General features: G+C 38.5%; 8 protein-coding genes and 1 tRNA gene. 7 read left to right on the top strand and 2 right to left on the bottom strand.

Features of this window, described 5'->3' with window-relative positions:
- Positions 1–28: 28 nt before the first annotated feature.
- Together B3C94_RS18245 and B3C94_RS18240 are read right to left on the bottom strand one after the other, a co-directional pair.
- A complete protein-coding gene (locus B3C94_RS18245) occupies positions 29–2218 on the bottom strand; it encodes a glutamine synthetase III (protein ID WP_293906318.1) in 2190 nt (729 codons plus the stop codon).
- Between the two features lie 171 nt (positions 2219–2389).
- On the bottom strand, positions 2390–5212 hold the full coding sequence (locus B3C94_RS18240) for a S9 family peptidase (protein WP_293906316.1): 2823 nt from the start codon (positions 5210–5212) through the stop codon (positions 2390–2392).
- A 95-nt stretch (positions 5213–5307) separates the two neighbouring features.
- Between B3C94_RS18240 and B3C94_RS18235 the strand changes: the two genes are divergently transcribed.
- The 7 genes from B3C94_RS18235 to B3C94_RS18205 all read left to right on the top strand — a co-directional run bounded on the left by B3C94_RS18235 (position 5308) and on the right by B3C94_RS18205 (position 15775).
- Positions 5308–6045, top strand: coding sequence for an SIMPL domain-containing protein (locus B3C94_RS18235; protein ID WP_293906314.1), 738 nt, complete (start codon positions 5308–5310; stop codon positions 6043–6045).
- A gap of 114 nt (positions 6046–6159) precedes the next feature.
- Positions 6160–6239: transfer RNA gene (locus B3C94_RS18230), tRNA-Leu, on the top strand.
- A 633-nt stretch (positions 6240–6872) separates the two neighbouring features.
- Complete coding sequence (locus B3C94_RS18225; RefSeq protein ID WP_293906312.1) at positions 6873–8186, top strand: PDZ domain-containing protein; 1314 nt, start codon at positions 6873–6875, stop codon at positions 8184–8186.
- Positions 8187–8693: 507 nt separating this feature from the next.
- Entirely contained in the window at positions 8694–10085 is a 1392-nt protein-coding gene (locus B3C94_RS18220) for an RtcB family protein (RefSeq protein WP_293906310.1), read from the top strand.
- A gap of 1 nt (position 10086) precedes the next feature.
- Entirely contained in the window at positions 10087–10713 is a 627-nt protein-coding gene (gene prfH, locus B3C94_RS18215) for a peptide chain release factor H (RefSeq protein ID WP_293906308.1), read from the top strand.
- A 269-nt stretch (positions 10714–10982) separates the two neighbouring features.
- The gene (locus tag B3C94_RS18210) at positions 10983–14216 is read left to right on the top strand and encodes a SusC/RagA family TonB-linked outer membrane protein (protein ID WP_293906306.1); all 3234 of its coding nucleotides are present in this window, start codon (positions 10983–10985) and stop codon (positions 14214–14216) included.
- Between the two features lie 47 nt (positions 14217–14263).
- Complete coding sequence (locus B3C94_RS18205; protein ID WP_293906304.1) at positions 14264–15775, top strand: SusD/RagB family nutrient-binding outer membrane lipoprotein; 1512 nt, start codon at positions 14264–14266, stop codon at positions 15773–15775.
- Positions 15776–16091 lie beyond the last annotated feature (316 nt).

Here is a 16091-nt window from a genome sequence, read left to right as displayed (position 1 = left end):
ATGCTCTTTCTGTTTTTTATAAGTTATCTTAGCTTAAGAATAAGATCTCTCTCAATTTTGGAAGAGGCCATTTTTTGTCATCAACAATCTTCTCTAATTTGTTGACATGATAGCGAATGACATCAAAATATGGTTTAACTGATTCATCGTAAGCGATTGATCTTTCACGTACATCTTCGATCTGATTTGCTTTTTTACGTTCTTGACGCATCGCCTCAGCTTGCTCCAAAATCGTATTAACGTGTGTAGATATACGTTCCACAAAGTTTAATTGAGAGCTGAATGCTGCCTGAGCTAGACCAAGGTCTTTTAATCCTTTGACATTCTCAATCAATTCATTTTGGTAAATGAAACATGCCGGGGCAATTTGGTTGTTAACCATCTCTTCGATGACACGAGCTTCAATCTGTAATTTTTTGTAGAAGTTTTCAAGTAAGATCTCGTGACGTGCTTCTGATTCACGTTTTGTATAGATGCCAAGTGATTCAAATAATGCTAAAGATTCTTCTTTTACATAAACATCTAATGCTTTAGGAGTAGATTTGATGTTAGAAAGACCACGTGCTTCAGCTTCTTTTTCCCATTCTTCGCTATATCCATTACCTTCAAAACGGATTGCTTTTGAATCTTTGATATATTTGCGGACAACATTTAAGATCGCAAGGTCTTTTTTAGTACCTTTTTTGATTTGTTTGTCTACTTCAGTTTTGAACTCGATCAATTGGGCTGCAACGATGGCATTCAACACTGTCATTGGTAAAGCAGAGTTGGCTGAAGAACCAACAGCACGGAATTCAAATTTATTACCTGTAAAAGCAAAAGGTGAAGTACGGTTACGATCTGTGTTGTCCAATTTTAATTCTGGAACTTTAGGGATACCATGCCATAAATTAGCTTCTGCTTTCACTTTTTTAGCGACACGAGCAGATTCAACCTCTTCTAATAACTCGTCTAATTGAGAACCTAAGAAAATTGAAATAATTGCTGGCGGAGCTTCATTTGCACCTAGGCGGTGGTCATTACTTGCACTGGCAATAGAAGCACGCATCAAGTCAGCGTATTCATAAACAGCTTTGATTGTATTGACAAAGAAAGTCAAGAACATCAAATTGTTTTTAGGGGTTTTACCCGGAGACAATAGATTAACACCAGTATTTGTGATTAAAGACCAGTTGTTGTGTTTACCGGATCCGTTAACACCAGAATATGGTTTTTCATGCAGCAATACTTTGAAGTTATGTCTTAAAGCAACTTGTTCCATAACGTTCATCAACAATTGGTTATGATCGATGGCTAAGTTGATTTCTTCATACATTGGAGCACATTCAAATTGAGAAGGCGCAACTTCGTTGTGACGGGTTTTTAAAGGGATGCCTAATTTTAAAGCTTCATTTTCCAAGTCCACCATGTAAGCTAATACGCGCTCTGGAATAGCACCGAAATAGTGGTCTTCCAACTGTTGGCCTTTAGCAGACATGTGACCAAATAACGTACGGCCAGTCAATTGAAGATCTGGGCGTGCATTATATAAAGAAAGGTCAACTAAGAAATACTCCTGTTCGATACCTAGAGAAGCATTGACTTTAGTAACTGATTTATCAAAATATTGAGCGACATCTGTTGCAGCTTTATCTACCGCATTGATTGCTTTCAATAAAGGTGCTTTATAATCTAAAGATTCTCCCGTGTAGGAAACAAAAACGGTAGGGATACATAATGTTTTACCAGCGCCTGTCTCATAAATAAAAGCAGGGGAGGAAGGATCCCAAGCTGTATACCCTCTAGCTTCGAAAGTATTACGGATACCACCGTTAGGGAAAGAAGATGCATCGGGTTCTTGCTGTACTAATGCGTCAGCTGTAAATTTTTCAATTGCTTCGCCGTTTTCATCTGGTTCAAAAAAGGCATCGTGTTTTTCAGCAGTCGAACCTGTTAAAGGTTGAAACCAGTGCGTATAGTGAGAAACACCGTGATTAAGCGCCCAAGTTTTCATCGCTTGAGAAATATGTTCAGCTAAATCTCTTGAAATAATCTGTCCTTCTTCAATGGATGCAACTAACTCCTTGTATGAATTTTTAGGAAGGTAGTCTTTCATTTTGTTAACGGAAAAAACATTCTTTCCGTAGATGTCAGTTGCTTTTTTCGTTTCAACTTTTTCAAATGAAGCGATTTGGCGTGAGCCTGCTGCTTCTACTGCTTTGAATCTTAGGTTCGACATTTGTATTTTGTAGTTAAATTACAGTTTTGTTGATTTTGTTTTTCAAAAATATTGTGTTTTTGTTGAAAAGTGAAATTTTTTTTGATATTTTTTATGGAAAAATCTAAAAAACGTAGTTTATGAGTAATAAAAAAGGTGTGATTTTTAAAAATCACACCTTTTTTAATGTTTTTACTGTAATTCAAATCCCCAGTCTATTCCTTTTTCTTTAGCAGGTATCCCTTTCTTCATCCAGCTAGGAGCAGGAGCGTCTTTTAAGAAGTGGTCAAAAAACTGTTGTTCTCGAATTTGTATATCCTTCCTGTTTTGTCGTAACATTAAGTTATGCTCATCACCATTATAATTTAACATCCATACAGGTTTATTCAGTCGACGCAATGCCGTAAACATTTCAATGCCCTGGTACCACGGCACGGCCCCATCGTTATCATTTGCCATAATGACCACTGGTGTCTTGACCTTATCTAAATGGAACAATGGAGAATTTTCGATATATAGTTCCGGAGCTTCCCATAGCGTCTTGCCTATACGGCTTTGTGTATGTTCGTACTGAAATTGGCGGGACATGCCGGTCTGCCAGCGTATTCCGCCATAGGCAGATGTCATGTTGACAACAGGTGCGCCGGTCCAGGCTGCTGCATACATATTTGTACGTGTGATCAGATGGGCTACTTGGTAACCGCCCCAACTCTGTCCCTGGATCCCCATTTTTGTACTGTCGACCCAGGAATTTTGAGCGAGATATTTCATTCCTGAATTAATGTATTCCTCAGCTGATTTACCGGGGTGGCCTGTTTTATAACTTATATCTGGTGCGAATACCAAATATTCATTACTTACAAAATAAGGAATATTCAATCGTGATGGGGTAGGTGCAGGAGCCTGATACGTATACAGTCCGTCGGAAAGTTTTTCATAGAAATAAGCGATAATCGGATATTTTTTTGCTGGATCAAAATTTTCCGGTTTGTAAAGGATACCTTCAGCCTGATTTCCTTCTGGCGTTGTCCAATGAATTAATTCAGCTGTGCCCCAATTGTAATTTCCCTGTTGCTGATTGATATTGGAGAGCTGTAGCTCGTCTTTGAATTTAACTGTATTGGTGTAGACATTAGGCGAATTGACATAATCTTCTTTTGTATAGAGGATAGTCTCTTTGTCTGTGGAAGCGCTGATATTCCTGAAGATTTTCGCTTCTACGAAAAGACTTTTTGGATCATTATGCTGTCCTTTGAATTGATAAAAACCTGCTTGCTTGGTCTTATTGTCAAAAGAGGTTAAAAAACCGCCTTTTTTATAGTCGAGCGTTGTGGCTTGTTCGCGATCCTCTTCTCTTCTTAAGGATAAGTAACGAAATGTTGTCTGTGAAGCAGCACCATAACCGTTGGTCAAGATAGATTTATTTGACCCATCCAGGTTAAAATACCAGATATCATATCTCGAATTGACATATATTCCTTTATAGTCCGGGCTCCAGGCGGCCATGCCATAGCCTTGCGCTGTCGTAGGCATGTCATTTTCCTCATCCGCGAAAGAAGCCGGTATTCCATCATTCAGAATGATTTTTTTCTTTGTGCTGACCTGATACGAATTCCAGGTTCCTTTATCTTGGTCAAAATAAACAATATATTTTGCATCAGGACTCAAAATTGCATTTCCCGAAAAATTTGAAAGAATTAATTCTTTATTGCCTGTCTTGGTCGAGATAAGGTAGATGTCATCTCTTGTGCTACCTTCCCATTGGCTTTCGATGCGCTTGCCAAAATCAGTACGTGCCAAGATATATTCTTCATTACCATCAGGAGTTGTCGACGCAGAGTTGAATGTCTGGTCTGTAAGCGGGATAATATTACGATTGTATTTAGGGTAAGTTACTGCTAAGAAGTTTTTAGCAAGATCTTTCTTTAAATTTACCAATTGCATGGGCTGCAAATAATCATCTTGCCAGTTCCAGACGTCTACTTTCGCATGCTCGAAATCAACCAAAGTGGTATCCTTGACACGGGGTATTGGCGCTATGCCGAAAAATAGCTTCTCCCCATTTTTACTGAATTTGATATCTCCATCACCGCTGACAGCCCAATTTTTTGGTATACCATTACTCGTTTTCGTCGCAAGATATTGGGCTGTATCAATACCGTTTGAATAATAATACAAGTTGTAGTTTTTCAGTAAGGCCTTTTCACCAGAGAGATCTCCAAGGTATGCGAGTTGATTGCCCGATTCATCAAATTTGAAATTCTTATAATTACCTTTCCCATTTGATATCTTTTTGAGCTTTTTGGTGGCTATTTCGTATATATATACGCCAGATTCCTTTGAAAGACTATCTTTTGAGTCAGTCTTTTTTGAAAACACAATTTTTGATCCGTTTTTATTCCACTCATATTGATCTACGGATGAAAATTGAACCGAGTCACCGGTGTTTAAATCATATAAAGCAAGTGTTGCCAGTGTTTTTTTCTTTTTATCGCTGCCTTTCTTTGCTGATGTGGCATCGGTAGCCGTTTTTGGTTCGGATTTTTCGTTTACTTCCTTATCAAAAAGAAAAGAGACAAAATTGTTGTTTTGATCAGCAATTTTATAAGATTTTACCTGCGCAAATTTGACAAGTGATGAGTTTGTTAAATTGTAGATCGCCAATGAATCCTTTGGAAGGTCTTCAGTCTTCTTTTTTTTGATTTTTGCTTCGCGAGTTGCTGCGAAAGGCGCCTTAATCAAACTTATTAAATGATTTTCGGTATCTGTAAGTTTTCCATTATATCCGCGGGGAATTTGAACGAGTTCTTTATTTTCTTTGGTTTTTAGAAGCAGCTGATTGTCACCTTCTTGCGGGCTTACTTGAAATAGAACAAATTTGCCAGATTTACTGATATAGGGAGATGATATGCTTTGCCAACTATCATATACCGTATGATCCAATGGTTTCTTTTGTGCATGTGCAGCGAATGCTGCAAGAAAACAAAATGGAATACAGATATTTTTCTTATTCATATTTTTAGTCCTTTTTGCTGCAATTTATTCATAAAAAATAAATAAACATCGATTTTTTGGTATATTCATTGTTACGTAAACATAAAAAACTGGTTATGAAATCATCATCCTCTGTTATTATTTCGATTATAATGGGCATTGTGCTATTGCTTACCGCCTGGATATTGGGAACAGCTTATCGCTACAAGTTTAAATCGACACAGACAATCACTGTAAATGGTAATGCGAAAAAAGATTTTGAGTCGGATTTAGTCAAATGGAATGCTACTTTTAGCCGGAAGAATTATGAATTGAGTGCTGCTTCAGCGCAATTGGCTACGGATCGTGAGCTGGTGCGTGATTTTTTAGTTCAGCAGGGAGTTAAAGTCGAGGAGATTCGCTTCGAAGCAGTGAACATAGCCAAGGATTTTGAGTATCATACAGACGGAAAAGGGAATGGCTATAATACGTTTTCGGGCTATACATTGTCGCAGACGGTGAGTGTCGAGTCAAAAGATTTAAATAAAGTGGATAATGCCTCGCGAGAGATATCTACACTGATTTCAAAAGGGATAGAACTTAGTTCGAGTACCCCCAATTACTACTACTCAAAATTGGAAGATCTGAAATTGGAACTCATTTCACAAGCCTCAAAAAATGCACATCAACGCGCTGGCAATATTGCAAAAGAATCTAACGCAGGGCTGGGTAATTTGGTTAAGGCAGATTTGGGAATTTTTCAGATTACAGGACAAAATGATAATGAAGAATACTCTTCCGGTGGTGCATTTAATACCACATCGAGGAAAAAAACAGCCAATATCACAGTTAAAGCAAGTTTCTTGAGTGATTAATCGAAAATTATTTGGCTGAATCTCAGTTCTATATTGATTAAGATGGAAAATTTATTCAAAAAGTTTTCTCCTTTTCAATAAAAAACCTACTTTTGCATCATCCCAAACGGATATGCCCGGATGGCGGAATTGGTAGACGCGCTGGTCTCAAACACCAGTGGGAAACCGTGCCGGTTCGACTCCGGCTCCGGGTACAAAAATCCTCTTTACTGAATGTAAAGGGGATTTTTTTTGCATATTGTTGTTTCTGACTTTTTTGAAGATTGGCACAATTGCCTGAATTTTAACTAATCACGATAAACATTAAAACTGAAACATCCTGATACCAGCTTATCCCTAATCCCAATTTTTAATCAGTTTTTAGACAGTAATCAGTCACTTGTTATTCAGTTTATACTGAGTGATCACTGAGCAAGCACTGAACAAGCACTGAATAAACACTGTCGGAAAGCATAATTTGATCGCTCCTTGGCCCTAATTTGTTGTTAATCCTTTAGTGGTTTCTCCGCTTATTGTATCTTTAGTTAGACCTTCCTCGATATTTGTTCGCTATTTCTTTGCATATTCTTTAGTATTTCTCTGCCGATGCTTTGCTGTTTCTCTACTTTTTCTTTGCTGTTTCTTTACTTATTATTTAGTATTGTAATAATTAACTGGTATGTAAAGGGAAAACAAGGGACAAAGGAAGTGTTATCTTAAATCAAGCGTCTAGGTAGCAAAGTCAAATTGGATCCCATCAATTGTTGGAAAGATATAAGCTTTTTTTGTATAAACTTTTTTTATCTGAATATTGTTGTTTAAATTGGAAATACCAAATATAAACTTGGATGAAAGCGGTATTTTTATCTTTGGCATTAATATGTTTTTTTCTCGGACATGGGCAGGTTGGCTTTGTCCTAAAAGGAAAAAAGAATATTAAACTGCCCTTCCTTTTTGTGCATAATTTAGTCGTTATTCCAGTTCAGGTTAATGGATATCGGATGAACTTTCTATTGGATACGGGTGTTAAGGAAACGATGATATTTGGAGAGACCTTAAAATCAATTGACAGTGCCGTTTTCGTTAATAAATTTCAAGGTTTAGGTAGGAGCGAAGGATTGGATGGTTATCTGTCTATAAATAATTATGTCGCTATTGCTGATGTTTATGAGGATTTAGATCAGCCGATCTATATTCTACAAAATGCACATATAGATATTTCTACCCGAATCGGAATAGAGGTCAATGGGATTATGGGAAGCCGTTTTTTTGAAAATTATCGGGTAGAAATGGATTTTCAGAAACATCGAATTACCTTATACCATAAAGATAATCAGCCGAAAGGATTGGCTAAAATGCAGTCTTTGCCTATTGATATTTTAAATAGCCGACCCTATATATCGGTAGCTTTTAAACAGGGAAACGAAGCAATTAATGGTCGTGTGTTGATTGATATGGGTAATAGTGATGCTTTAATGCTTATTCCTTCAAAATTAAATAATTTTGATATTAAACCTCCCTTTATCGAGGATTACATAGGTCAGGGTTTTAATGGTGAGATCTATGGGAAAAGAAATCGGATAAGGTCCCTTGAGTTGGGACCATTTACGATGAATTACCCGCTGGTAGCCTATCCTGAATTGAGCTCTCTGCAGCACGCAACTTTTGTGAGTGAACGGATAGGTTCTATTGGAAATGAACTGTTACGTCGCTTTAAGGTCGTTTTTGATTATCCGAATAACATGATATATCTTCATAAGAATAAAGATTTCGATCGTTTTTACTATTTAAATATGAGTGGTCTGGAAATTATTCATGATGGGATTAAGTATGAGAAGGAAGAGATTCCTGTTGTTCTCCAAAAGGACGGCGGTACAGAAGTGAGAATGGGTAATAGCGTACAATATCGTTTTGTGCTCAGAAATATGTACAAGATTGCCACGGTACGTGCAGGCTCACCTGCGGCGATTGCTGGCTTGATGCCTGACGATAAAGTGCTACGGATCAATGGTAGATCTGCATCGTCATTTTCCCTGGAGTCAATTCACAATCTTTTTAAATCAGAAGAAGGAAAGGAAATGAGATTTCGGATAACAAGAGGTGATCATACATTTGATTTTAAATTTGTTTTAAAAGATCCATTACCGTTTAACTCAAATTAAATGTTGGGACAATTGGAAATTTAAGTTGAAACTACCTATATTTGCAGCCAATAATAATTTTTTAACAATTAAATACGAAGAGATATGTTGGTCGTCAAGATGATAACAGAGCAAGCTTTTAAGGCAAATGGATTTGCCAAAGGCAATCTTCGTGCTTTTAATCCTATTGAGGACATTCTTTAAATTATGAAAGTATCATGATGTCAATCTCGCAGAGATCCTTCGTCAGATCAATTTATAATTTCGAATAAACCAATTTAAACAGATGAAAAAGCCGAAGTTCATTCGGGCTTTTTATTTTCCGGATTTTCTGTTCAATTAACATAAGCAAATTTTTAATGGGGCTTAATAGCTGTGCGCTTACCTGCAGCACGTTGGAGTCTATGTTAAATGTGTTGTAGGCAGCTTAGTAGCTGAATTGAACGATGAATCCCAACAGAATATTCCCGAAATTTTTTTAAATGGCGTCAATTTTTGATAGCCAGTGTTTTATACTTTTTTATAAAAATGGGAAATAAATTATCTGGAAAGGACCTACTAAAAATAGGTTTTCCACAAAATAATATAGTTAATACAGCTTTAGGATTGATTACGCGTCACAGGAAGAAAGAAAATAAAGAAACCATTCTTCTTGAGTTAGCGGAGGTTCTGAAGGACCCCAATAGGTTTATGGGGCACAATATATGGGGCAAAGTCTCTGAAGGTTTGGTTACACCCGTTGAAGTACGGATGCGGGAGCTTAACGAGCACGCTGCTCCATTTACCATATTTGGTGAAAATGAAATTGATGAGCAGGCAAAAAAACAGCTTTACGATGCATTGAAACTGCCTGTCGCGAAGCAGGGGGCGCTGATGCCCGATGCGCATTCGGGCTACGGTCTTCCTATTGGAGGAGTTTTAGCAACAGAGAATGCGGTCATACCCTATGGAGTAGGTGTTGATATTGGATGCCGCATGAGCTTATCGATATTCGATTTACCTGGCAGTTATTTTAAGGGGCGGGAATTTCAGCTAAAAAATATACTAAAGGAAAATACCAAATTTGGTTTGTACGACACGCATCCGGTGAAGCACGATCATGCGATTTTTACCAAAACTGAATTTCGCGAAATTCCACTACTGAAATCCTTATTGAGTAAAGCATACAGGCAGTTTGGGACCTCTGGTAGCGGAAATCATTTTGTCGAGCTTGGAGTTGTTGAGCTTTATGCTACAAGAGCAGAGTGGGGAATAGCACCAGGGCAGTACTTAGCTGTCTTGTCCCACAGTGGATCCAGGGGCCTGGGGGCAAATATCGCTAAACATTATACAGCTCTTGCGGCTCGTTTATGCCCGTTGCCTCGGCATGTTCAGCACTTGGCCTGGCTGGATTTGGCAACGCAGGAGGGACAGGAATATTGGGTAGCCATGAATTTAGCCGGAGAGTATGCTCAAGCATGCCATGAAGATATTCATAGACGTCTGGCCAAGGCACTCGGGGTGCAACCTGTGTTGACGATCGAAAATCATCATAACTTTGCCTGGAAGGAATCTGTGAATGGCCAAGAATGTATTGTACACCGAAAAGGAGCAACACCTGCAGGTAAAGGCGTATTGGGGATAATTCCTGGTTCAATGACAGCACCTGGATTTATTGTAGAAGGAAAGGGAAATATTTTGAGCTTACAATCTGCTTCACATGGAGCAGGACGCGCGATGTCGAGGTCTGCTTGTATAAATAGCTTGACCAAAAGTGCCATGCTGAAAGATTTAGAGGACCACGGAGTCGAATTAATCGGAGGAGCATTGGATGAATCCCCGCGAGCTTATAAGGATATTCATCGGGTAATGAAATTACAAGAAGAACTTGTTCATGTCCTTGGCACATTCAGTCCAAAGATTGTTCGCATGGATAAATAATATGGAGGAAGAAATGTATCTACAGGTTACCTCAGGACGAGGCCCTAAGGAATGTAATTTAGCAGTGCGGCTTGTGGTTGACCGTATGTCATCGGAAGCTGATAAAAATGCTGTATTACTAACGGAGATGAAAGCGGAGCTCATAGAAGGACTGCCATGTTCAATAATCGTGAGATTGACAGGATATGATATAGGTCTGTTTGTCGAGCGCTGGCAGGGAACTATCTGTTGGGTCTGTAAAAGCCCTTTTAGGCCTCTACACAAGCGAAAGAATTGGTTTGTCGAAATTAAAAGCTGCCACCCACCCACGAAGGAGAAGGCATTGGATTTGAAGGATGTGCATTTTCAGTCTATGCGCAGCAGTGGAGCTGGAGGGCAGCATGTCAATAAAGTAAGCTCAGCAATAAGGGCGACCCATCGCCCAACGGGCGTAAGTGTTCAGGTGATGGATACAAGGTCGCAACTACAGAATAAAGAGCTTGCAATTGAGCGGTTGGCGGAACGCTTGGAAGAGTTAGCACTCGCTAAGCTCCATATAGCTAAAGAACAGCAATGGCGAAACCATCTCGAGGTGAAAAGAGGTTTGGCAAAACGTGTTTTTCATGGGCAGAAATTTATTGAAAATTAAGTAAGCCTTACTTCCTCATTTGAGCTAAACCCCTGGTCAATACGTTGGTCAGGGGTTGTTTTTGAATATTATTTTGTTGTTTAATAGATGCTGTTTTTTTATTTGTTAAGTTAAGTAATTCTAGTGGCTATGTTTAATAGCAGTAATAATTTAACATTTGATGTTAAAATATGGGTAGTATTGGTCAATATCATAGCGTGCTCTGTTTCCACATTTGCATAAATTAGTTTTTATAAAAGCATTTTAAACTAACTAACAGAGACTAGCTTATGAACAAAAGAAGTATTGCAATACTAGCATCCAATATACTAGTATGTTCTGCGCTTTACGCCCAAACAGCACTTAAAGGTAAAGTGTTGGATCAGGATGGCAAACCCATACCGGGGGTATCGGTAACAATTAAAGGCGGTTCCGGTACGCAGACAGGAATAGATGGCGGGTTTTCATTAACATATACAGGTGGTGGAGTTTTAAACGTTACTGCGGTCGGTTATAAACCCAAGCAAATCCAGCTTAATAATCAAACAACTTTAAACGTTACATTAGAGTCTTCAGCGGAGAATTTAGATGAAGTGGTAGTTACTGCTTTAGGTATCACGAGAGAGAAAAAATCCTTGGGTTACGCTACACAGGAAGTTAAAGCTAAGGAATTGACAGATGCCGGACAGCATAGCTTAACAGGCGCATTGGCGGGAAAGGTTGCGGGGGTACAGGTGAATCAATTTGGTGGAGCTATTGGTTCTTCTGCCCGTATTTCTATTCGTGGAAATACTTCGTTGCAGGCAAATCAGCAACCGCTTATTGTAGTGGATGGTATTCCTATTACAAATGATTCTCAACGTAGTGGTGATAATACATATACCGGAGTGGATTACGGTTCGGGTTTAAATGATATCAATCCGGATGATATTGAAAGCATCAACGTATTGAAAGGTGGGGCGGCTGCGCTATATGGTATGCGCGCTGGTACAGGCGTTATAATGATTACGACAAAATCTGGGAAACGCGCAGAAAATGGTGTTCAAATTTCATACGATGGAAACTTTTCCATTGATAGAGCTGCCAATTTACCGAAATACCAGAATTTATATGGTCAAGGATCCAGGGGAGATGAATACAATTTTAAAAAATTTGGAGAGAATCTATCCTACCAAGATTATGTAACGCAGAATTCATTCAGTTATGTTGATGGTACAGGAAACTCTGGTGTTAACGATAATATCGATGAATCTTGGGGTCCTCGAATGGATATTGGTTTGTTGATACCTCAGTTTAATAGTCCAGTTGTGAATGGTGTACGCCAGGCAACCCCATGGAATTCGCATAAAAACAATGTTAAAGAGTTCTTTCAAACAGGTTTTTCTCAAAACCATAATGTTTCATTGCTTTCCAAATCAGATCGATCGTCTACGCGTGCGTCTATTTCCTTTAGGGATCAAAAGGGAACGGTCCCCAATACAGATCAGAAAAAATATACGGCACAGCTGAATAATGAATATAAGGTCAGTGATAAAGTGTCTTATGATATCATGAGTAACTTTACGCGTACAGAAAGTAACAACTTGGTCACGCAGGGTTATGATGCTGCCAATCCAATGAATGGCCTAATCTGGTTTGGCCGTCAGGTGGATATGCAAGACTTGAAAAAGAATTGGGATCAAAAAGATGCACAAGGGAACTATACCTATTACAATTGGAATTCCGCTTATCATATGAATCCTTTTTATACGATGCATGAATCCCGTAACGCTATGAAGATGAACCGTGTTTTCGGTAAGACATCCTTATATTATCAACCTTTTGATTTTTTAAAATTTGAGGGACGTGTAGGGCTTGATTACTATAATACACATATATTTGAAACGACTTATTATAATTTTGATAATAAGAATGGTAAGTTTAATGAAATTAAAAATAGCAATTCTGATTTTAATGCAGACTTTATTGCAAATTTCAATAAGCAATTTGGCGATCTGAGTTTAACAGGTATTTTGGGGGCTAATTACCGCGACTATCAATTTGAAACAAATACATTAGGGGCAAAAGGATTAAATGTATTGGGGGTTTATACCATTGCGAATAAAATTGGAGATGCTTATACGGTTATGGATCATTCGAAAGGTCGGTCGAATTCGGTTTATGCTCAGGCAAATTTGGGCTGGAAAGATCAATTATATTTAGATTTGACCGCACGGAACGACTGGTCGTCAACCATAAAGAAATCCTTTTTCTATCCCTCGGCAAGTTTAAGCTGGATCCCAACAGCGTCGTTTGAAGGTCTGAAAAGTGATTATTTGAATTTTTGGAAAATGCGATTGAATGTGGTAAAGGTAGGTAATGCGACAAGACCTTATCAAAATGGAAACTATTATTATGCGCAGACAGACGCCTATAATAACCTGGCTCAAATGTACAAAAGTATGGTTTATGCGATCGAAGGCCTGGAACCTGAAGCGATTACTTCTTATGAAATCGGTACCGAGTTAGGATTATTCAAAGACCGCCTCCACCTAGATCTTACTTATTATCAAAAAATAAATAAAAAACAATTGCTTCCAGTGACCACCTCTAATGTGATCGGGTTTAGCAGTATCTTCTTAAATGCGGGAGAAATTCAAAGTAAGGGGATCGAGGTTCAGTTACGCGGGGATATCCTGAAGCGCGAGGATGGATTAAATTGGACAACGACTGTCAACTTCTCAAAGGATAAAAACAAGGTTGTTGAACTTTATCCCGAATTGGACTTGAAAGATTATAGACAAGGTTGGACCTGGGGGATTTCCAACATGGCTTCTGTCGGACGCCCATGGGGGAGTTTGGTTGGACCAGGTTATGATCGTGTAACAGACGGACCAATGAAAGGCGCGATCAAAGTTGGTACGAACGGTTTGGTTTCCACACCACTGGATGGTCAGGTAATCGGAAATGCCGTGCCAGATTTCTTGGCTTCAATGCGTAATGACTTCACCTTTAAAGATTTTAGATTCGGCTTTATGCTCGATTTTCGTAAGGGAGGGGATATCTGGTCACAAACAATGGCTCATGGTTATGTGACAGGTATAGCTGAAATTACTGCTGCTGACGGGATTCGTGAACGTGCTGTTCTTGCCGGCCGTGACGTGATGAAAAACGAACGATTTGCCATGTCGGATGGAAAAGGAGGTTGGGTTGAAAATACCAAAGAAACCACAGCACAGGACTGGTATGAAAATGGTGGTATTGCCGAAATGTATGTTTTAGATGGCTCTTTCCTGAAGTTAAGAGAAGCCTATATATCTTACAATTTACCCAAGCATCTGTATAGTAAAATAAAAGGTATTAAGCGTGCCAATGTATCTATAACAGGTTCTAATCTAGCGTTGCTTTGGGTACATAAAACAAATACAATGCGATTAGATCCGGAAGCTGGAGGTGTATCTAGCGATTCTAGAGGTGTAGGGTTTGAACAGGCAACTGTTCCAAACTCACGAACTATAGGTCTTAAACTTGGTTTTACATTTTAATCAACAGATAGACAGTTAAGATACAGAACCCTCAAAAAATTATGATTATGAATACTTTTATTAAAAAACTAAAATACACGCCTTTATTAGCGGTTCTTCTGGTCACAGGTTGTACCAAAAATTTTGAGAAAATTAATACCGATCCCGATGCTTTAAATGATGTTCCCCCGCAAAATATGTTGGTCAATGTGATGCGAAATGCAGGTGATCAGTTTGGTGGCGACGTCGACGGCTATGGTACATTTGCAGGTTATATTGTCAAAATTCAATATCCAGACAATCTGAGTGGATTAATTCCGACAAATAATACCTATGGCAATCGTTGGGCTGCTTGTTATTATAATATCACCCAAATGAAAGACCTGCTTAAAAAGACAGATGACAACGCTGAAGGGTATAAAAATACGCGTGTTATAGCAAGAATTTGGAATAATTACATGTGGTCTTATTTGTTGGATGGTTGGGGTGATGTGCCTTTTTCTGAGGCGTTTAAGGGCAGGCCAGAAGATGGTTCGGTATTAAAAGCCAAATATGATAAACAGGAAGATATTTTTCCTGCAGTATTGGCAGATCTCAAATCAATTGCAGATGAACTAGCCGCCGGTATTGGTACTGATGAAACATTACAATATGATATCATCTATGGAACGAAAGATTCTGGACAAGAGCATTTAAAAGCACAAATGTTGAAATGGCAGAAGTTCTGTAATTCTTTACGCCTACGGATGGCGATGCGAATTTCTTCTGTTGCCCCAGCTTTAGCTAAAGCTACGATTGAGGAAATTGCTGGAAATAAGGATAAATATCCGGTAATCGAAACGAACACTGAAAATTGTCAAATGTTTTACCCAGGGACGCTGCCTTATATGGAGCCTTGGTATAAATCAGGTATTAATGATAATCGAATTAATAACTGGGGAATGTTCGATATTTTTATCGATCATTTAACCGCAACAAACGACCCCAGAATTGCTTCAATTGCACAGAAAAATAATGCCGGTAAATATGTTGGATTTGTAAATGGTTCGTTGACCAATCCTTCTCCGTCAACTTCGATCTCTTGGATTGGGCTACATTATATCAATAATCCTGCCGGATCAGTGCCTTTTTATCGCGCATGTGAAAGCTACTACACATTAGCCGAGGCAGCATTGCTAGGCTATAATGTTGGAATTTCTGCCAAAGATGCCTATGAAAAGGCTGTGACATTGTCGATGCAAGATAATGGTGTCACTGCTTCTGACATCACTACTTATCTAGCTGGAGCAGGAAAATTTGATGGGACAAAGGACCGTATCTATTGGGATATGTGGGTTGCTTTGTTTAAAGAAAATTTTGAAGCGTGGAGTTTGTACAGACGGACGGGAATTCCTAGTACCAATTATCCTTCAAAAATTCAAAATTCAGCAACTCCACATACAGATCAACCATGGCGCTTGCCTTATCCGAATAATGAGTATTTATATAATACGGATAATGTAAAGGCTGCCGCCGAAGGGACAGTAGATTATAACTGGGGAAAAAGATTGTGGTGGGCAAAAGACAATGGTAAAAAATAGTTTAAATTGCTTAATTGGGCGGGTATCGAAAGATCCCGCTTTTTTCAAAGAATGCTAAAATGACTTTCGAGCAAATTTCCGGTAAAGCCTCAACTTCAAAAAGTTGAGGCTTTATTATTAGCAATATATCATTCTTTTAAAAAAAATGACGCGAGATTGTGAAAGATGTTTGGCAAACTGGAAGAAGATTTTAGGTGCCAGAATAAATTTGTAATTATCAATAGGGGATATTACCGTATTTTCTTCTGTAAAAGATATAAAATATAGAAAATAATTTGTTTAATTACCTTGGTAATTAGTATCTTTAAGATGGACA

This window comes from Sphingobacterium sp. UBA5670 (assembly GCF_002420705.1).
Classification (GTDB): Bacteria; Bacteroidota; Bacteroidia; order Sphingobacteriales; family Sphingobacteriaceae; genus Sphingobacterium.
This window is presented reverse-complemented; position numbering and strand designations above follow the sequence as displayed.

Bases quoted from the DNA above. Each gene is read 5' to 3' on its own strand.
- B3C94_RS18205 (WP_293906304.1), top strand. From the start codon at position 14,264: ATGAATACTTTTATTAAAAAACTAAAATACACGCCTTTATTAGCGGTT.
- B3C94_RS18245 (WP_293906318.1), bottom strand. From the start codon at position 2,218: ATGTCGAACCTAAGATTCAAAGCAGTAGAAGCAGCAGGCTCACGCCAA.
- B3C94_RS18235 (WP_293906314.1), top strand. From the start codon at position 5,308: ATGAAATCATCATCCTCTGTTATTATTTCGATTATAATGGGCATTGTG.
- B3C94_RS18210 (WP_293906306.1), top strand. From the start codon at position 10,983: ATGAACAAAAGAAGTATTGCAATACTAGCATCCAATATACTAGTATGT.
- B3C94_RS18240 (WP_293906316.1), bottom strand. From the start codon at position 5,212: ATGAATAAGAAAAATATCTGTATTCCATTTTGTTTTCTTGCAGCATTC.
- prfH (WP_293906308.1), top strand. From the start codon at position 10,087: ATGGAGGAAGAAATGTATCTACAGGTTACCTCAGGACGAGGCCCTAAG.
- B3C94_RS18220 (WP_293906310.1), top strand. From the start codon at position 8,694: ATGGGAAATAAATTATCTGGAAAGGACCTACTAAAAATAGGTTTTCCA.
- B3C94_RS18225 (WP_293906312.1), top strand. From the start codon at position 6,873: ATGAAAGCGGTATTTTTATCTTTGGCATTAATATGTTTTTTTCTCGGA.